Below are 17,969 nucleotides of genomic sequence, written 5' to 3'. Positions count from 1 at the left end.
TCAGGCTCCTTGAGGCTGGGTCAGCGGGAGACGGATACGGAAGCAGGCACCCAAACCGGGTTGCGACTCCGCCGAGATTTGGCCGCCATGGCGGTGGATGATCGACCGGCTGATGGCCAGTCCCTGTCCGGTGCCTTGTCCCGGTGCCTTGGTGGTGAAGAACATTTCGAAGATCTGCTTCAGGTTGGCGGCCGGAATGCCGATGCCGGTGTCCGTGACGCTCAGTTCCACCTCGCTCTCCAATCTGCGCGTCCGCACCGTGATGCGACCGGGGGCATCTCCGCCCTTCTCGGCAATGGCCTGGGCCGCATTGACGATGAGATTGACAAGGACCTGATTGATTTCACCCTCGACCGCCGAGACTTTCGGAAGATCGTGATCCAGGTCGCAGTCCATCTCGGCCACATACTTCCACTGATTACGGGTGACGGTGGCCACCACGTCGATCATGTGATTGAGATCGACCGGATGGGCGCTCTTGGAACTCGGGTAGGAGAACTCCTTGATCGCCTGCACGATCTTGGCGATTTGGCCGGTACCATCAAGCGCCTGATCCGCCGCGTTCGGCAGTTCCGTCGCCAGGAAATCCAGATCAAGGGCCAAGGCCTTGTCGGCGATGGATTGCCAGTCGCGGTCGTCCCGTGCCCCCAATCGAACGGCCTGGGCAAGTTCCAGCAACTCGGCCTGACTTTCCTTCATGAAGGTGAGGTTGTCGCCCACATACTGGGTCGGGGTATTAATTTCGTGGGCGATGCCCCCGGCCAAGGTGCCCAGGGCCTCGAACCGATCGGTTTCGGCGATCCGCTCGATCATGGCCGCCCGTTCCTCCTCGGCCGCCTTGCGCGCCGTGATGTCCTGAAGCGTGATGATGCTTCGCCCCTCTTCGGCCAAATCGTCGGCCAGGGCATGCAGGACCCTCACCTCGCCTCCGACCTCGATGCGGAATTCCAGGTCAACGGCCTGGTCGGCCGCACCAATCAAGGCATCGCGAACCATCATCCGGTCGTCGGGATGCGCGCATTGGAGCAAGAAATCCACCGAACCGCCGGTTTGGCTCTTCGGCAGGCCCAGCATCTCGACGGCATCGTCTCCCGTCGTGAAAAGCCCCTGGCTCAGGTCCAGTTCCACACTGGCCAACTTGGCGATCCGCTGAGCCTCGCCAAGACGAAGCTTGGCACGGCCCATCTCACGGGCAAGGGCGGTGGCCTTCTCGGCCTGGGCGATGCGGCTCTTCAACAGCAACAGGTAGAAGGCCGTGAACAGCAAGGCGACGACCAGCAGAACGTAGGACGCCGCCGGACGGCTGGCCGCGACGAAGGCTTCGCTGGGTGTGGCAAGCAGAAGCCAGGAACGCCCCGCCATGGCGAAGGATTCAGAAATATGCAGTCCCGCGGCAAGCGCATCGGGCGTGCGACTATCCTGCTTTGGAAACAGGCGCCGCTCCCCCTCGGCCGCGCTCATATCGAACAGGTGGATATCGACCATAGGCAGCGCCATGGTCACGGCCGCGCTGCTGGACGAGGAGGAAATCAGGTCACCCAGCCGGAATACGCCGGAAATATAGCCCGTCAGCGAGCGCCGGTTCGAATAGGGGTCGGCGGGGCCTGCCTTGTCGAACACTGGCGCTAGGATCAGCACGCCGTACTGGCCGCCGTGTTCCTGGACCAGGGTGATCCGGCCCGTCGCCTCCGGCGCGCCCTTGTCGCGGCCCTGTTCGAGAGCCAGTCGCCGGATGGGCTGCGACGCAAGATCGAAGCCCAGGGCGGGCCGGTTAGAGGCCATGGGCTCCATGTAATAGATGGGAATGTATTCGTCGCGCTGGACCGCCGGGCGCAAACCTCCCTCGGCATCACGCTCGGTGAATACGAAACTGTTCAGACCATCACCCCGCGCCACCTCCTCGTACAGTGCGCGCTGGTCATGGGGAACCCGCGGGTCCCAGGAATAGCCCTGAATGAAGTCATGATCCTTGAGGGTCTGCTCCACCAACCGCCTGAAGCCCTCCCGGCTGGTGGACCCGGCGGGGGCAACGGCGAAGTGAGCCGCCAGAAGGTTCACGCTGCCTTGTGCGATGGCGATATTGGCGCGGATGGCAATAATCCGCTGCTCGGCCAGCTCTGCGAAGCGGCTTTCCGAGCTGTCACGCTCGACCAGAAAAACGATCCCGAAAAGAGCCAGCGACGACAGGACTCCCATCACTGACGTGGGAAGCAATTGCCGAACGATCTTCGCGGACTGGGATATCGCCATGACCACGCTCCTAGGCAAGGCTACATACCTACCTTGGGCATAGTCTATCTTATTTAGCTCCGGGAACACTCCCATTTGGGAGGGTTACCGGCAAGCTCATGACGAGGCGGACCAATTCAGCCTGCCGCGTCTTGCCGGTCTTGGCGAAAATCTGCTTCAGGTAACCCCGCGCGGTACCGACGGTGATGCCAGCTTCCTCGGCAGCCTCATCGAGAGACAAGCCTCTCGCCAAGGCATGAGTGAGCCTGGCTTCGGCCGAGGTGATGCCAAGCAGATGCATCACCTCACCGGCATTGGGAATGGGATGATTATCGGGGTCCGATATATAAAGTACCGCCTTTGGCGTGGCGTCGCCGCTGCTTTCCAAGGCGCTGACCGCCACCGAAAGGGGCGAGGAACAGGAGCGCGGCAAGGTCATGACGCCACCGTCTCCATTCCGGATGGCCGATTCGATCAGTGCATGCAGACGTACGGTATCGGCTGGGGTCGAGGCACGGCAGATCTTTCGCGCATTCATGACGATACCGTCCCCGCATGCACTGAGAGCACCGCCCAAACGATTCATAAACAAGATGCGGGCCTCGGAATCCACCACCAGAACAGCGACGGGCAGTTTATCCAAGGCCGTATCGGCTAGGGTATCTGCCGCGGGCACGGATGTGGGCGCTGCCGCGGCCAGGGCCGCCTGAATTCCCTCCACCAACAAAAAAGAAGGACAGGGCTTGGTGAAAAAACGGAATATCTCCGCCTGGTTTATTGCGTCGATGGCTGTCCGCAAATCGGCCGTGCCCGTCAGAACGATATAACGTGCCGTATCACCGATGCGCCGCATGGCCATAACCATCTGGAGGCCGTTCATGCCCGGCATTTTCATGTCGGTCACCACCACCTGGGGCCTCCACGCCCGGTAGGCCTCTACAGCCACCTCCGGAGACGACTGGAACTCCATCTCCCAGCGCGCGACCTGGGGATACAGGGACCGGCGCAAAGCCGCGAGAACCCGGATATCGTCGTCAACAAACAGAATGCGGGCCTTGTCAGACATAAACCCTGCGCTTCCAGATGCACCGCGCCACTCGACCACGATAACGCGGTTCCGCCCGGTTCGAAAGGCGGTGACGGAGTGGTGTCACCGGGGCTACGGCGCCGAGCAAGTAACCGCCATAAGTATCGTCGTTGCGGCTCGATATGGCCAGCTGCGGTCTGGCAGCCCCGAATTAAGGCGCGTTCATCGAACTTGAGGCGCCGATGTCCGGCTTTCAATTGCCCCCCCCCCGAAATCTGACGGACTGCTTCCGGCCCGCTGCTGACTTGCGCCATGGCGCATTTCCCGCCCTCCTTAGCCAGCGCTCAACGCAAACAACCACTAAGAGAGACTCCTTCCTGATTTTTCATCAGCTAAACTCGCGCCAGCAGTGACCCTCCCCCCGTGAATGGCTCCAGGTTGAATGGAATAATTCAACTGACCATGAAGGGGACATTTGACCTTCCCCCCTGATTCGGCCCACTCAGAGGGTGAGTGTTTTGGTTGATACCATGGTTGCTGGAGTGCTGGCGACGTGGTGTTTGCCGAAACGAGCCGAAGGCGACCGTAGGACGGCACCACGTTGCTTGGCCGCAAAGGCGGCGGGTGTTTGATAACCCAGTCCACTATGGGGCTGCTCCTCATTGTAATAGCGCCGCCAGCCCTCGATGAGGCGGCGGGCCTCGGCCAAGCTGGTGAACCAGTTCTCGTTCGGGCATTCATCCCGGAACTTGCCGTTGAAGCTCTCGCCGTAGCCGTTCTGCATGGGCTTGCCGGGCTGAATGAAGCGGAGTTGGACGCCAGTTCTCAGTGACCATAGGAACATGGCCTTGCTGGTAAATTCCGGACCATTGTCCGTGACGATCTCCTCGTGGAGGCCATGCAAAGCGGCCAACTGATCGAGCCGGCGGGTTACCCGCTCACCCGAGATCGACAGGTCGACCAACTGGCTGGGACTTTCCCTTGTGTGTTCGTCGACAATGTTGAGGACCCGGAAGCGGCGGCCCGAGCACAGGCTGTCGGAAACGAAGTCCATCGACCAACGCTGATTGCGCCGCTCCGGCGCCGCCAGTGGCACGCGCTCCCGGCCCGCCAGCCGTTTGCGCTTCTTGGTCCGCACCGCCAGCTCCTCGTCGCGGTAGAGGCGGTATGTTCGCTTGTGATTGATCACCAGCCCCTCCCGGCGAAGCAAAACATGCAGGCGCAGATAGCCGTAGCGACGATGCCCGCCGGCCAGGTCCTTCAGCCTGTCCCGGACCGGGCCGTCGTCGCGGTGGCGATGCCGATACCGCGCCACCGAACGGTGAAGGCCCACGAGGTTGCAGGCGCGGCGCTGGCTGATGCCCTTTTCCGACATCAGCCAGCATCCGACTTCCCGCAACGCCGTGGGCGTCACCATTTTTTTTCCGAGGACTTCCTTCAGCAGGACATTGTCCAGCATGGCGTCCGCCAACAGCTTCTTCAGCCGCGTGTTTTCGTCTTCCAACGCCTTCAGCCGCTTGGCCTCCGACACCTCCATACCCCCATACTTGGATTTCCAGCGGTAGAAGGTCTGCTCAGAGACACCGTGCTTGCGGCATACCGATACGGCGGGCATCTCCCCCGCCTCGGCCTCCTTCAGGATGTCGATGATCTGTTCCTCGCTAAATCGACTGCGCTTCATTTGAGTTCCTCTGTTTCCTTCAGGTTATGGGAACTCACTCTCCGCGTGGACCGGTTTCAGGGGGGAAGGTCAGAAGCGGCAAAACGGCGCCTCTGGGCGCCATTTCAAACGGACACGGTACGGACACAGATTTTCACGGACACGGGGCCGAGAATCAAAAAGCCCGCAACCTATTGAGATTGCGGGCTAATTTGGTTGCGGGGGCAGGATTTGAACCTGCGACCTTCAGGTTATGAGCCCGAAGCTTATCCCCTTGACCAGAGCCAATTTGCCGGGCAAACCCCAGAAAACCTGCCAAATTCCGTCCTGTCGAGTCCTCTCCAATCCTCTCTAGTTCCCGCTCGCATTGGAGCAAATTTGGAGCAAAAGAGAGGACACGGACACCCCGATGTTCGCAAAAAATTCTAGCACCGCAGGATGACGAGGTCATCAGAATTTCGGGCACGCGAAGAGGACCGATACGCAGCCCGATAGGTGAGATGCCCGCGGCGATCTGGTTAATACGCCCTATCGCTGATCGCCGTCACGGCCGAGCCGTTCGCGGTCTGAGCCGCATCGACCTGCCGGGGATAGCCTCGGCCGCCCTGGTAGTTAGGTTGTTGAGGCTTTTTACTTCGTTGACGGCTACAGCGGAGTCAAATGCGCCAGCCCACACGGCGGCAGCGCAATTATGTTTCAGCGTTTCAATGAATCTTGTACAGGCCCTCTCTCTCCTCGGCCATCGTTCGATGGACTCGGTCCGGCCCGGGTCAAGCGACCTTCGTCTTCACCGGCCGGCCGCCCTTCCTGCCGTTTTCGCGGGAGCTTTGCGCCTTGGCGTCAGAGGACGCCGATCCACCCTTTCGTCCAAGGGCCGAGGCCATCAGATGCGGCGAAATGAACCCGGTCACCAGACCGTGGACATTGATGTGAATGTCATGGGCGTCTAGCAGAAGACCGGTGCCCACCGGCGAGATCTCCAGCTTGCCCATGTCTTGGGACGGGATCTCGGCAAGTTCGGCCACTGCCGAACGAAGTAAGACCAGACCCCAGCCGTCCACCATGGTTAATTCTATGGCGTCCCGCACGGGATCATAGCGCACCGAACCGGCGCGAAACTCTGTCACCATGCGGCGGTGCCCAGCTTCGATCGCCTGTGACAGTTCTTCGCTCGTGACTTGGATCCCGTTCATCGTTCAACCTCTCCATCACCTGCGTTGATGCTCACCGTCGACCCGTCCGACATGGCCAGCGTCAGGACGGTGCTGCCGGGATCGTACTTGGCCCCCAAGACCTGTGACGCCCCTTTCCTGCCCTTCTTCAATACGGCTGGCACGCCCTCCGCCGAAACCCTGATCCACCTGTTGACGAGGCAGGTATCCCCGTAAATCCGCCACCACCCACGTCGGCAGAGATCCAAGTGCTGCCCAACTTCATCCAGCAGTTTACCAAGGGTTCGCCTCGTCGGCTCGTTCGCGACAGGCAGCACCTCCATCAGCACCACGTTGTTATCGACAAAGGAAATCTCAACCTTGGCTTCCCAGCGGTCCGCCCAGTTCAACGCATGCACATGTGGCGGGCAATGATCCTCAGTCTGGATATCGACACGCGCGTTGGCACCGGCTGAATGAAACAACTTCATGATACACGATAACCTATACGCTTAGGTTTTTTCAAGGTGGCTGACTAATGCCGGCTGATGCCGGATGCGAGCACGTGATGTGAGCCTTGAGCTGTATCCGCACCCTGGCTGAAATGCCCCCCCCAATCGATACAAAGCTTATTTTATAGGCTGCTTTAGCCGGACGCCGGGTCCACCCTCCCCTTCGTATCGTCCATCACCAAATAAGGTGATACCAGCCTGCTCCAACGCCGCCTGCAGCGCATCGGTCGTGCGGGCAAGCCCCCCGACCGGACCATGAATCTTCTCTAGGCGCTTGATCGTCTCGATCGACAGCTTTGCCGCTTCAGCAAGATCCCTTTGCTCCCACCTGAGCAGAGCTCGAGCCGCGCGAATTTGTTCCCCAGTCAGCAATTAACACCTCAGGTGTAAAATATTGCACCCAGGGTGTTGACACCTGAGGCGCTTGCAGTTACACTCTAGGGGTAATGACGAATTCCGACCACCAAATTCTAAAGCTGGCTGAGGATCAAAATGCTCTCTCCGAATCACCATATGGAAAGTACATGGATTAGCACCCGCCCAGATCTCACACTCGCGCAGATTCTCCATGCAACGGCGACCGGCGGGGTTCGCGCAGACTGCGACAGCCGCATGCTGGAAATGCTTATAACGGCCCAATCCATCGCAGTGTCGGAGATCGAGATCCTGATCCCGGATGCGATCGATCAATTGCTCGTACCCGCGCGTCATGGCAACGAAGGTCCCGCGCATCGAAATCTCCGCCGCCTTGGGCTGGTCTTGGCGAAGGCAATCGACCCGCATGCAGGCGTATCGTTGGAGCATTGGGTCCCCTGTGGCTCGGCCCATGCATTGATCGATATTTTCGCCGAGACTCGCCATGGCCGGATTGCCATCGAATGCGGAACCCGCGATGGACGTGACATTCCTCGCCTGCTGAAGGCTTCAGCCGATCACGTTGTCATCCTCCCATTTGCCGGTTGGCAAGGGAGCCGTTTCAACGCCTTGGGATTTTCCAACCAGCACGCCCGCCCCCTTCCTCGTATCACCTATACCGCCATGGTTGCTGCACTCGAGATGCAGGACCTTGACGCTATCAACACCATCTAAATAAGGACGCCCACTATGCTTAACCTGCCCCAAGATTTCCCCATCACAACAGACACCCTTCTTACCAGTCTTAAGGCGCTGCAACTTCCCTCATTGCTGAAACGTGGCATGCTTGGATTGACCCAGCAGAAGACGGGTCGCTTCAGGGCTGACCAGGACATCGACGATATGGCACGCTTGGTGTATGCCCCGACGGCGATCCTGCTGCGGTTCATTGCAACAACGCCTGGCCTTGCCCTTCCTCTGCTTTTCCCGACCCCTCGTGAATTTCTCAAGACCCTGAGGAGTGCTTTTCCAACTGAACCAGACCTTCAGGAGATTTCCCTCCCACTCGGACTTGAAAAGTCGGCGGCATCCCGCTGGAATCGCGGATTGAATTCGCGGCCATACACGTCCGCTCAGGTTCTCATGGCATTAATTACGGCCGATTCGGCTAGGATCGTCGAGCGATGGCAGATTGTCACTCGGATGGCGGCGCTCGAAGCGGAATTGCGCGGGATCGACCTTGCCACTGCAGGCAGCTGGGGAGATCGCCCTCAAGCGTGGATCCCTCGCCTGAAAAAGGATTCTCAACCCAACATTCACTGATCACCTCGCCCCCGGCGACAGCCTAATCCTTCCAAAATAAACTGAGGTCCACCATGGCGCCCAGAAAGCCCAAATGCCCCCCCATGCCCAAAGATGATCAGGAGACTCTTACCGATCCAATCGAGATTCCGCTCGAAGCCACAGACGTCCAAAACAAGAATCCGGTCCAGGTCGCTGCCGAAATTGCTCTGAGGCACGTCCTGCAACGGCATCCCAGCCTCTGTTTGCCTGCCGAATCGGGCTTAGCCGTGGTCATCGAGGTTCCGAGCAGCACTTGGGTGGAACCCATAGCCAATGCCTGGCAACTGATGGTGACATCACCCGGCACACAATACGTCAGCGGCGATTCCAATGATTGGCGATGGGGATGCGTGAATCCTGCGGGGCGGTGGGTTGAATTCAAGCGGAGCGGCACCAGGAAGGGCGAATCCCAGTCGGAGGGAAATGGAGCCGTAGCAGCAACCTTGGCCGGTGGCGGCTCTGTGCTGGGTATCTCCCATGTTCCCGATCGCCTCCTGCCAAAGGATTTGTTGCGGGTAGCCGACCACCGGCTTGTTGTGCCGCCCCTGGACTCCACAACCCTGCATGAGATTATCCTGACAATGACCAACTCGGTTCCGGCCGAGCCCATTTCCGATGAATTGGCACGTCGCTGCGACATCGAAGATATTGCCTTGGCAAGCCGCCCTGGCGACGGAGCCGATACCATTTTGCAGAGGCTGCGCCGTCTCGTTGAGACGCGGAACCAAGTTCCAGCCATCACCCTTGACCAACTCTTCGGGATGCCGGAGGCAACATCCTGGGGACAGAGCCTGAAAGCCGACCTCATTGAGTTTAAAGCTGGACGAATTCCTTGGTCCGCAGTTGATCGCGGATGCCTTTTGTTCGGCCCGCCCGGCACAGGTAAAACCACCTTTGCGCGCGCCCTGGCTGGCTCATGCGTCCTTCCTCTCATCTCCGCATCGCTCGCGCAATGGCAATCGAGTGGTCATTTGGGAGACCTCTTGAAGTCAATGCGGGCAACATTTGATGCCGCTCGGGCGGCAGCTCCTTCGATCCTGTTCATTGATGAAGTTGATGGATTCGGAAACCGGTCCCAGTTCAAAAGCGAGTACCGGGATTATAGCGTGCAGGTTGTGAATGGCTTCCTTGAATTGCTGGACGGGGTTACGGGTCGTGAGGGAGTGGTCGTCGTCGCCGCCTGCAACCATCCTGAGCGCCTTGACCCCGCTATTGTTCGTTCCGGACGTCTGGACCGCGGCATCCTGATCCCTCTCCCCGATCAGGAGTCCATTGGAAAAATTCTTCGCTATCACCTCGGCCAGGACCTAAACGGCATCGACTTGAAGGACCTCGCCAAACTGGCGTATGGCGGCACCGGCGCAGATATTGAGAGGTGGGTGCGTGGTGCTCGGCGCTGTGCGCGCAATGCGAACAGGCCCATGGTGCAAGAAGATTTGACTACTGAGATCCGTGGAAAAATCAGAACGGCTCCTGCAGAAGTTGTGCGCCGCAGCGCGATCCATGAGGCTGGTCACGCCGTTGTGATTGCGCTTCATCGTCCTGATATGTTGGTGATGGCCAGCATCCGCCAGACGGAAGAAAGCGGCGGTGGCGTGACGATTTCACTTGATCAAGGATCAATAGAGACCCGCTCCGACATCAATTTCATGCTGATGCACCTCCTCGCTGGCCGCGCCGCAGAACAAACATTGATTGGCAGCGTGTCGACTGGCTCCGGCGGCAGCACAAGCTCGGATCTGGCACGTGCGACAGTCTTGGCGACGGTCTCTTTGACAGCAATGGGCATGGACGATCAAATGCCACTGGTATGGACAGGGATGCCGAACATCGACAGCATCGGACCAATGCTCAGTACCCGCCCGGACTTGGCGCGCAAAGTTTCAAGCATTCTCGAGCAGGCGTATCAGGAGGCGCTAAATCTGATTCGATGGAACTCGACAACGGTCTTGCGCATCGCAGACATGCTGCAACGCCAAGAAACGCTCGATGCCCACGAGATCATCGCCCAAGTCGACCCGCAAAGCGCTGGACTGCTGGCCGCGCACTCCGAAGGAGGCTATGGAACCTCAATAAGCATGACTATCCACATGAGCTAACGCCATATAGTCCCGGCAGTCAGCTGCGAGCGACACTGCTAATAGCCGCAGCCCTAATTATCTGATCACATTCAAAATCGACATCCTATGGCCAGATAGCAATAGGATGTCGATTTTGCAATGAACTGGAACCAGACGGAAAGACAGAACTCCAGAGCAGAAATCTTCAATTGGCTGCACTGGACAACCATCCCATTTGAAACCCCGTCAACTAAATCAATTTCTACGGCCAACCTCACCGCCTTCCGCCAATGTGAAGACGACATCTCTCATTTTGGCTGCCGGGATTGACTAACTTAAAACATCAAAAATCGACATCCTATTGCCAACTGGCGACAGGATGTCGATTTCACGTCGAATTTCTGAGAATGCCAATGTCTCGAGCGCGACATAGCGTTCTATTTTAGCTGTGTCGATGGCATCAATCGCCCTGCGTGAATGTCATCCGACAGCAGATGTATATTTTCTGGCGCGCTGAGGTGGTTATGCCCACGTACATTCGCAGCGAAATCGGCCCGGAAATGACAGCCATTGCCGTGTGAAAATGGCTTGGCAAAGTGGAGATGGGGACGCTCTTTATCGAACCCGGTAGCCCGTAGAACGCCTACTGCGAACCCTTCAATGGGAAGCTCCGCGACGAGTTGCTCTGACCTGCCTTGGGAAAATTCCTCCAGTTTGAAGTAGAGTCCGGCCCATCGGAGGACGGACGAGATGAAGCGGAGCAGGTTTTCGGAAGAGCAGATCATTGGGAGCAGGAGGCCGGTGCCGCGACGGCGGATGTGTGTCGCCGCCATGGCATATCGAGCGCCACCTTCTACATCTATGGACGTCTCTCCTGTCGCAAGGATTTCTTCGAGCCGTTCTGACCGCATCCCAGGTTGCGAACATCTATCCGGCGTCACCGGATGTCGGTGCGCCCAAATGGGAATTCCGCGTGGTGAGCCTCAACAAGTGGTCGGCCTCATGGGGCCGTTATAAAAGCCAGGTTCCTCACACACCGGATTTGCCGGTCGGTCACGTTTCGTAGATCTCCATGCAACCTCCATCCCAGCCTCAGGTTGCGGGCTGGAATTCCTCATGGCGCCGAAGCATCGCCCATATGATCCGGGCGTTCTTGTTGGCGACGGCGACAATTGCCCGGTTCGCCCCGCGACGCTCTCGCAGCGCATTGATCCATTGGCTGAACGGGTCACTCCGTCTCGCGGCCACCCGCACCACGGCTCTCGCGCCATGAACGAGCAAGGTTCGCAGGTGCTGATCGCCGCGCTTGCTGATCCCCATCAGAATCTATCGACTGCCACTGGAATGCTGTCGTGGGACAAGCCCCATCCAAGCGGAAAGGTGTCGGCCATTCTTAAACTCCTTGCCATCTCCGACCGCCGCGATCACGGCGGTGGCCGTTTTGGGGCCGACGCCAAAGATGCGGGCGATCCGTTGACAAGCCGCATTCGCGCGGAAGATCTCCCCGATGCGACGGTCGAACGCTTTGATCCGCTGGTCGATCTGACCAAGAAACTCGTGGAGTTCCGTGATGGTTTCCCGAGCCATGGTGGTCAAACCGTTGTTCGGATCGGAGATGATCTCGGGGATGGCGCGCCGGGCTCGAGTGATCGAAGCACCGATCGCGAAGCCACGGTCCAGCAGGAGGCCGCGCATCGGCATCCGCCCCGTGCAGTTGGAACACGCTCTTCTCCAGATCGATACCCATGTATGTGATCGTCATGATCTCCTCCAACATCTGATGCGCCCCTTTGCAAGCGTTGCCGCTTGGGGGGAGAGACGTCCATCCCATTAAGTGGAAGGCCAAGTATGGCGGGCTCGACGTGTCGGAAGCCCGGCGGCTGAAAGCGCTTGAGGACGAGAACGCCCAGCTGAAGAAGCTGCTGGCGGAATCCATGCTGAACGAGGCCGCGCTCCGCGATCTGCTGGGAAAAAAATGGTGAGGCCCGCCGCCAAGCGAGAAGCTGTCGCCCATCTGCGAAGCCAATTCGAGATGAGCGAGCGTCGGGCCTGTGCGGTGATTGCCGCCGACCGTATGACGATCCGCTACCGGTCGCGCCGCCCCAGGGACGAGGCGCTGCGTGCCCGCCTGCGGGACTTGGCCAACCTCCGGCGGCGTTTCGGCTATCGTCGGCTGTTCATCCTGCTGCACGAGACGGGGGAGCCATCGGGACTGAGCCGTATCTATCGGCTTTATCGCGAGGAGGGCTTGGCGGTGCGCAAGCGTAAGACCCGGCGCAAGGCCATTGGCAGCCGTGCCCCGATCCTGGTCGAGGCCCGCGCCAACGCCCGCTGGTCGCTGGACTTCGTCCATGACCAATTGGCCTGTGGACGGCGGTTCCGCATCCTCAACGTGGTCGACGACGTGACGCGGGAGTGCCTGGCCGCCATTCCCGACACCTCGATCTCGGGGGCCAGGGTGACCCGTGAACTGTCGGCGCTGATTGCTCGGCGAGGGCGACCAGAGATGATCGTCTCGGACAACGGCACCGAGCTGACGTCCAATGCCGTCCTGGCCTGGAAACAGCAGCAGCGGATCGACTGGCATTACATCGCGCCGGGAAAGCCCATGCAGAACGGCTTCGTCGAAAGCTTCAATGGCCGCATGCGCGACGAGTTGCTCAACGAGACGGTCTTCACCAGCCTGCCCCAGGCCCGGGCCGTCATCGCCGCCTGGGCGGACGACTACAACACCGCCAGACCACACTCATCCCTGGGATACCAGACCCCGGCGGCGCACGCCGCCAAACTCAAGGCAATGGGGCCATCCTCTCCGCCCCTCCGGGGCTCCGAGCCCGGCCCCATTGCCCACACCGCGCCAGACGGCATAACTTTGCCAAAGGCTCTACTTTTCGCCGGAGGAAAGTTCCCGAGCAGGTCAGCTCGACGGCGAGATTTTCACCACCATGCCCACGACGAACCCGTCCGGAATCGCCATCAAAATCGACATCCTATGCCCATCTGGCGACAGGATGTCGATTTTCGGATCTTCATCACCATGCTGACACCAAGTGTGAAGCGATCTCCCAGATCAAAATTCCATTGTGTACGCGAGGCGACGACCAACTCACTGGTAACAGGTTTCGATTCCGCATTAATTAGCGCCGGGTTAGCCCATAAATCTGCCAATTCACAAACAACGTTCGATCTGTTTGCAGAAAAAAATAGACCCCCACTTCACTTTTTATAGTGACTTTCGCTACCATGATTCAATGCAACATGGAGCACGACATGGATCACCTCATTACCCCCGGAGAGCTTATGACGATTCTGAGGCTTCCAAGCCTTAAATCGCTTTATTGCTTTCTTTCGGCCAATCCTGATGCTGTCCCGCCTCCGATCAGGATTGGCCGCCTTCTTCGCTGGAAAAGTTCGGCCGTCCAAGCCTGGATCGAATCACAATGACAGAGGCGCAAAAGCCGTACTCATTGGCCGCTCGAATGAGTGTGCTGTCACAAATCATGAAGGACCCTCGACTGAATGATAGCTCACGCAGAGTCGGCTTTGCGCTTATCAACCGAATAAACAGCCAAAACGGGCAATGCTTTCCAAGCTACGAGCGGATTGCATCGGATGTCGGGCTGTCGAGGGCGGCCGTTGCTACTGCGATCAAGACACTGCTTCTGTGCGGCTACTTTACCTACACCGCTGGTGGCGGTAACAAAAACAGTCAATTCCCTGGGGAGCGACGGGGAAGATCAAATGTCTACCAGTTACAGCTAAATCAAAACCATCCACCACGCGCACAAGAACCGTCCAACTCTGCCAGGAACAACCGTCTTGAGCAGGGGGTGAAACAGTCCAGCGCGCCAGACTCTAACCTATCTTTAATAACCGATTCAAAACAAAGCCAAACAAACCTAATGGAAAATACCGCCAATTTTATCGCTCACGATTTCGATTCGCCAGCCATCATCCTGCAGGGGCTTCTTGAAGATCTCCTTGATGAGCTAAATACTAATGCCACGCCGAACTCGTACGAATAGTCTGAGCCAGTCTGTAGGCAGCAGCTTTTCGACCTCCTCCCCTCGCTATCCGGTGTGGATAGTGCTGGGACAGCCCCCGCTCGACGCAGCGACGTGAGCTACAGGATCGGGATGATGAAGAGGCACTGACCGCCGACGTCATCACCCTGGCTCGCCAGTATGGCCGCTATGGCTACCGCCGGATTACGGCCCTGCTGCGTGACGCAGGTTGGACCGTCAATCCCAAGCGGGTCGAGCGGATCTGGCGGCGGGAGGGGCTTAAAGTGCCACCAAAGCAGCCCAAGCGGAGCCGTCTTTGGCTCAACGATGAGGCATGCATGCGGCTAAAGCTGCGCCTGCCTCAATGCCGGCGCCTCGACCTGCTGTCGATATCGCCAGCATGACCAGCGATGAATTGCTTGCCGCCATCACGCAAGTCGGGATCTCCGATGTCGAGGCTGTCATGCAGGAGGCTGGTCGCCGGAAACTGGCTGCTGCCGTGCCCGCATTGGCGGAGGTAATTCGCCGGTTCACCGGGTTCGCCGCCGCCCGCCCCAGTGCGAGAGCAGGTCGCCGCCCTGGGCGCTCTGGTGGCGATTGGCGGAGCGGAAGCGGGTGCTGCGGTTGCACGCATTATAGAGCGGCGGGAAGTCCAAGGTCCGACCTTGGCGACAGCAGTATGGGCGGCGGCTCAATTGGCCGCCACCCTGCCGACGACCACGGTCACGGACTTGCTGCGGCACGCCGACCCAGCCATTCGTGCCGACGCCTGCCACTGCGCGCGTCCAAGCCCGGTGGTGATCAACGGCCTGATCGAGCTACTGGGCGATCTCAATGCTGGTGTACACGGTGCTGCAGCCTGCGCGCTGGGACATATGGGCCGTGCTGAGGCCCTGCCTGTCCTGATGCGGATGCTTGAAAAGCCCCGACCGTCGAGGTTATAGAGGCGATCGCCGGGGTGCTGGATGACACTGCCATCGTGCAGCTAGGCCGCGTGGCCCGCGACAGAGCGGAATTAGCAGATGCTGTCCTGGAGGTGCTGGATGGTTGCGAATTGCCGCTGGCGGCAAAGGTGGCCGGTGGGTTTCCCACTCGGTAGAGGCAGGGCGGTGGTTGTTATCTAAACAACGCTATGTCCCGTTGCCAACGGGAAGTGGAAGGTTCGTAAGTCCAATGACTGCCCGTACTTCACGCAACAGCTGATTATGGTTCCGGCAGATAAGCCTTGATCCTCACTTTAGGCCGAGTCGGCATTAAGCATGACCAGCCTCTCGCCCATTGGGCATCCATCTTCATTCTTGATGTCGAGAAAGGAGATTGCGCTCTACTTTTGAGTGTTGCCAACAGTTTTGGTCGGCGAACTTCACACCTTCTCTCTTTTGCAGAAAATTGGCATCATCACCGCCATGTCGAAAAGCCAGCTCCATCTCTTTGAACAGCGAGCCCCATCGGCGAAGCCTTCATCGCGGGCCGATGGCCGCGCGCCTGCCGATCTCAGCTCGTTACCAGATCAAGAATTGGTGGCAGGAATCGCAACCGCTGGGATTGCGGAAATCTTCGCCCGGATGACCGAATGTGGGCGGCGTAAATTGACGGCGGCTGTGCCAGCCCTTGAGGGTATCTGCAAGAGGTTCTCTGGCTTTGGCCTCAGTGCCTTGATCCGCGAGCAAGCCGTGGCACTTGAAGTCTTGGTTGAAATCGGCGGCCCAGAGGCGGCGACTGCGGTGGAGCGGATCATCACACGAGATATGGTTCAGGGGCCTGGGTTGGTACTTGCTGTTGCCGCAGCAGCTCGAACCGGCGTCACCCTGCCTGCCGCCGTGACGATGCGGTTGCTGCGCCATGACGAACCCGATGTCCGTGCCGATGCCTGTCGCAGCGCACGCTTAGATCCTGATGTTGTCGCTATCTTGTTGGATCTTCAAGATGATCTGCACCCCAGCGTTCGCATTGCCGCGGCCTGCGCCCTTGGGCGATTTGGGAAGGTTGATGCCCTAGAGGCGCTGAGCGAAGCGTTAGCATCGGCGCCCAACCACGAAGTAATCGATGCCTTAGCCGACATTGCCGACGACGACGCCGTCGTGCTGCTTGGTCGGGTGGCACAAGATCGGCCCGACTTGGCCGAAGCAGTGTTATCGGCTCTTGATGAGTGTGGCTCAGCGTTGTCCGCAAAGGTGTCCGATCGGGTTCGGAGATTGTCGAGAGCTACAACCGCCATGATTGGCCCGCACGATATTGTCGTTGAGATCGATGAAATCCCCTATATCGGCAGATGCGAGTTGAAAGGGGAGACGGTGGTGGTTACCTCCGAGTTTGGCTCCAAGGCGCTGGAGGTTGGCGAATTACCGCCTGACGTCGTGGCCAAGCGCCTGCTGGCTGCACTCGTTCGTGAGGCCGAGGGCCATGTCTGACCTCCGGCCCCGTCCCTCCCGTGTTCTTCAGCGGCGCGCCCGCCGTGCGCGGCTGATCCTGATGGCGATCCTCGTCATTGGGCTCGGCGTGGCCTACTATGTTGGAGCGGTCGTGCTCGGTTAATGTCGTCGTCGTCACTCGGTTCCCTTCAATCGAAACCAGCAGTGCTGGGGATAGGTCACAACCTTCCGCGGCACGAAAGGCGAGCGGGACAGACAGTGGAAAGATTGCCCCATGTGCGCCGATTACACTCCGCCCACACACTCAAGCAGCCGACGAAGCTGGGAGGATCTCCGCACACTCGAGCGTGACTATTTTCTGCTGGCGGCATTCGGCGGCCCGTCCGAATGGCAGCCCGTCATGGAAAACCTTGGTCTTGACCGGGTAGAGGCCGCTCGCATCGCCAATGCCATGTCTCCCCTAGCCCTGCCACCGAAGTCAATTGAGGAGCGCAGTCAGCGAGAGCAAGACGCGTTGACATTCCTAGCCAATCGCCCTTTGGGCTCTGCATTGAAGGAGGCCATTGGGCGGCGTGACGGAAGTCTGGATATGCCCATAGAAGAGCCTGCGGCACAGTTCCGGGCGAGAGATGGGGCGCCACCTGATGTTCGAACAGGTGTTTTCTATCACCCCACCAATGAGATGCGGCCTCGATACGGACATGAAGGCCAGAGTCCGCGCGGCGGTGTCATGGCGACCTTGGGAGCGGTACTTAAATCCGCACGAAATACCAGCTATCACATGTTACGCGCCCTTTCCGGGATTTCGAAAAGACATCTCCTGCCTCGCATCAAAGCTATTGGCGGTGCCATTCGGACGGGCGCTGGGGAAACGTTCAGCGCCGTAGCGACCCGCATGGGAATCACGAGGTCGATCCCGCTCACGAGTATGGCTGCCGAGAACAGCGACGGCATTACGCCCACTTCAGATCAAGATCTACGGGAAGCATCGGTCGAACGCTGGCGCCAAATGGGAGAAACCATTAAGGCCATGACCGTTGCTTCTGCTCTACGCGGCTACCCACCCGCTCTCGAATTCATCCGGATCATCGCACCGGACATAGGGCCTTTCGATGATTCGAAGATACGGGTTTCTCCGAGACGCTATCGCCATATCCAAGGGGCACTTAAGCGCGGCGATTCTCTATTCTACAGGGCCTATCGATGGGCTTTTCCGCCCGAAGGCTAGTGATGGAACCAATACGGAAAGTCGCCCC

General features: G+C 59.0%; 13 protein-coding genes and 4 pseudogenes. 10 read left to right on the top strand and 7 right to left on the bottom strand.

Annotation, left to right across the window (positions count from 1 at the left end; translation table 11 throughout):
• The 6 genes from AMB_RS23985 to AMB_RS05305 all read right to left on the bottom strand — a co-directional run bounded on the left by AMB_RS23985 (position 1) and on the right by AMB_RS05305 (position 6,951).
• Positions 1–2,250 (bottom strand): CHASE domain-containing protein, encoded by a 2,250-nt coding sequence (locus AMB_RS23985; protein ID WP_158303929.1) that lies wholly within the window; start codon positions 2,248–2,250, stop codon positions 1–3.
• A 49-nt stretch (positions 2,251–2,299) separates the two neighbouring features.
• Positions 2,300–3,295 (bottom strand): DNA-binding response regulator, encoded by a 996-nt coding sequence (locus AMB_RS05325; RefSeq protein WP_011383457.1) that lies wholly within the window; start codon positions 3,293–3,295, stop codon positions 2,300–2,302.
• Positions 3,296–3,758: 463 nt separating this feature from the next.
• Positions 3,759–4,937 carry an IS3 family transposase gene (locus tag AMB_RS05320; RefSeq protein WP_011383456.1) on the bottom strand — a complete coding sequence of 393 codons (1,179 nt, stop codon included), beginning with the start codon at positions 4,935–4,937 and terminating at the stop codon, positions 3,759–3,761.
• Between the two features lie 749 nt (positions 4,938–5,686).
• Positions 5,687–6,109 carry a DUF2442 domain-containing protein gene (locus AMB_RS23175; protein ID WP_011383455.1) on the bottom strand — a complete coding sequence of 141 codons (423 nt, stop codon included), beginning with the start codon at positions 6,107–6,109 and terminating at the stop codon, positions 5,687–5,689.
• Positions 6,106–6,558 carry a hypothetical protein gene (locus tag AMB_RS23170; RefSeq protein ID WP_011383454.1) on the bottom strand — a complete coding sequence of 151 codons (453 nt, stop codon included), beginning with the start codon at positions 6,556–6,558 and terminating at the stop codon, positions 6,106–6,108. The genes AMB_RS23175 and AMB_RS23170 overlap by 4 nt, the downstream gene beginning before the upstream one ends.
• A gap of 138 nt (positions 6,559–6,696) precedes the next feature.
• On the bottom strand, positions 6,697–6,951 hold the full coding sequence (locus AMB_RS05305; protein WP_043743492.1) for a helix-turn-helix domain-containing protein: 255 nt from the start codon (positions 6,949–6,951) through the stop codon (positions 6,697–6,699).
• Positions 6,952–7,191: 240 nt separating this feature from the next.
• On the opposite strand from AMB_RS05305, the gene AMB_RS05300 reads away from it, so the two are divergent.
• From AMB_RS05300 to AMB_RS24935, 4 genes and pseudogenes are all read left to right on the top strand, one after another.
• Entirely contained in the window at positions 7,192–7,668 is a 477-nt protein-coding gene (locus AMB_RS05300) for a hypothetical protein (RefSeq protein ID WP_148207302.1), read from the top strand.
• 15 nt (positions 7,669–7,683) lie between these two features.
• Entirely contained in the window at positions 7,684–8,256 is a 573-nt protein-coding gene (locus tag AMB_RS05295) for a hypothetical protein (RefSeq protein WP_011383452.1), read from the top strand.
• A gap of 83 nt (positions 8,257–8,339) precedes the next feature.
• Positions 8,340–10,376 carry an AAA family ATPase gene (locus AMB_RS05290; protein WP_050750633.1) on the top strand — a complete coding sequence of 679 codons (2,037 nt, stop codon included), beginning with the start codon at positions 8,340–8,342 and terminating at the stop codon, positions 10,374–10,376.
• A gap of 711 nt (positions 10,377–11,087) precedes the next feature.
• Positions 11,088–11,194: pseudogene (locus AMB_RS24935) on the top strand (transposase); the annotation flags it as partial.
• A 235-nt stretch (positions 11,195–11,429) separates the two neighbouring features.
• Here the strand turns inward: AMB_RS24935 and AMB_RS26300 are convergent.
• Positions 11,430–12,068: pseudogene (locus AMB_RS26300) on the bottom strand (IS110 family transposase); the annotation flags it as partial.
• Between the two features lie 104 nt (positions 12,069–12,172).
• Here AMB_RS26300 and AMB_RS05275 point away from each other — a divergent pair.
• The 6 genes and pseudogenes from AMB_RS05275 to AMB_RS24930 all read left to right on the top strand — a co-directional run.
• Positions 12,173–13,236 (top strand): annotated as a pseudogene (locus AMB_RS05275) (IS3 family transposase); the annotation flags it as partial.
• 541 nt (positions 13,237–13,777) lie between these two features.
• On the top strand, positions 13,778–14,362 hold the full coding sequence (locus AMB_RS23980; protein ID WP_083763434.1) for a helix-turn-helix domain-containing protein: 585 nt from the start codon (positions 13,778–13,780) through the stop codon (positions 14,360–14,362).
• Positions 14,363–14,439: 77 nt separating this feature from the next.
• A pseudogene (locus AMB_RS23975) lies at positions 14,440–14,703 on the top strand (IS3 family transposase); the annotation flags it as partial.
• 333 nt (positions 14,704–15,036) lie between these two features.
• Positions 15,037–15,285 carry a HEAT repeat domain-containing protein gene (locus tag AMB_RS25575; RefSeq protein ID WP_158303927.1) on the top strand — a complete coding sequence of 83 codons (249 nt, stop codon included), beginning with the start codon at positions 15,037–15,039 and terminating at the stop codon, positions 15,283–15,285.
• A gap of 405 nt (positions 15,286–15,690) precedes the next feature.
• On the top strand, positions 15,691–16,752 hold the full coding sequence (locus AMB_RS05270) for a HEAT repeat domain-containing protein (RefSeq protein WP_043743488.1): 1,062 nt from the start codon (positions 15,691–15,693) through the stop codon (positions 16,750–16,752).
• 235 nt (positions 16,753–16,987) lie between these two features.
• Entirely contained in the window at positions 16,988–17,941 is a 954-nt protein-coding gene (locus AMB_RS24930; RefSeq protein WP_148207301.1) for a hypothetical protein, read from the top strand.
• The last annotated feature ends 28 nt before the right edge of the window (positions 17,942–17,969 follow it).

Source organism: Paramagnetospirillum magneticum AMB-1 (assembly GCF_000009985.1).
GTDB lineage: Bacteria > Pseudomonadota > Alphaproteobacteria > Rhodospirillales > Magnetospirillaceae > Phaeospirillum > Phaeospirillum magneticum.
The sequence above is the reverse complement of the archived record's forward strand: the minus strand, read 5'-3'. Positions and strand labels throughout refer to the sequence as shown.

Bases quoted from the DNA above. Each gene is read 5' to 3' on its own strand.
- AMB_RS23985 (WP_158303929.1), bottom strand. From the start codon at position 2,250: ATGGCGATATCCCAGTCCGCGAAGATCGTTCGGCAATTGCTTCCCACG.
- AMB_RS05325 (WP_011383457.1), bottom strand. From the start codon at position 3,295: ATGTCTGACAAGGCCCGCATTCTGTTTGTTGACGACGATATCCGGGTT.
- AMB_RS05320 (WP_011383456.1), bottom strand. From the start codon at position 4,937: ATGAAGCGCAGTCGATTTAGCGAGGAACAGATCATCGACATCCTGAAG.
- AMB_RS23175 (WP_011383455.1), bottom strand. From the start codon at position 6,109: ATGAACGGGATCCAAGTCACGAGCGAAGAACTGTCACAGGCGATCGAA.
- AMB_RS23170 (WP_011383454.1), bottom strand. From the start codon at position 6,558: ATGAAGTTGTTTCATTCAGCCGGTGCCAACGCGCGTGTCGATATCCAG.
- AMB_RS05300 (WP_148207302.1), top strand. From the start codon at position 7,192: ATGCTGGAAATGCTTATAACGGCCCAATCCATCGCAGTGTCGGAGATC.
- AMB_RS05295 (WP_011383452.1), top strand. From the start codon at position 7,684: ATGCTTAACCTGCCCCAAGATTTCCCCATCACAACAGACACCCTTCTT.
- AMB_RS05290 (WP_050750633.1), top strand. From the start codon at position 8,340: ATGCCCAAAGATGATCAGGAGACTCTTACCGATCCAATCGAGATTCCG.
- AMB_RS23980 (WP_083763434.1), top strand. From the start codon at position 13,778: ATGACAGAGGCGCAAAAGCCGTACTCATTGGCCGCTCGAATGAGTGTG.
- AMB_RS24930 (WP_148207301.1), top strand. From the start codon at position 16,988: ATGTGCGCCGATTACACTCCGCCCACACACTCAAGCAGCCGACGAAGC.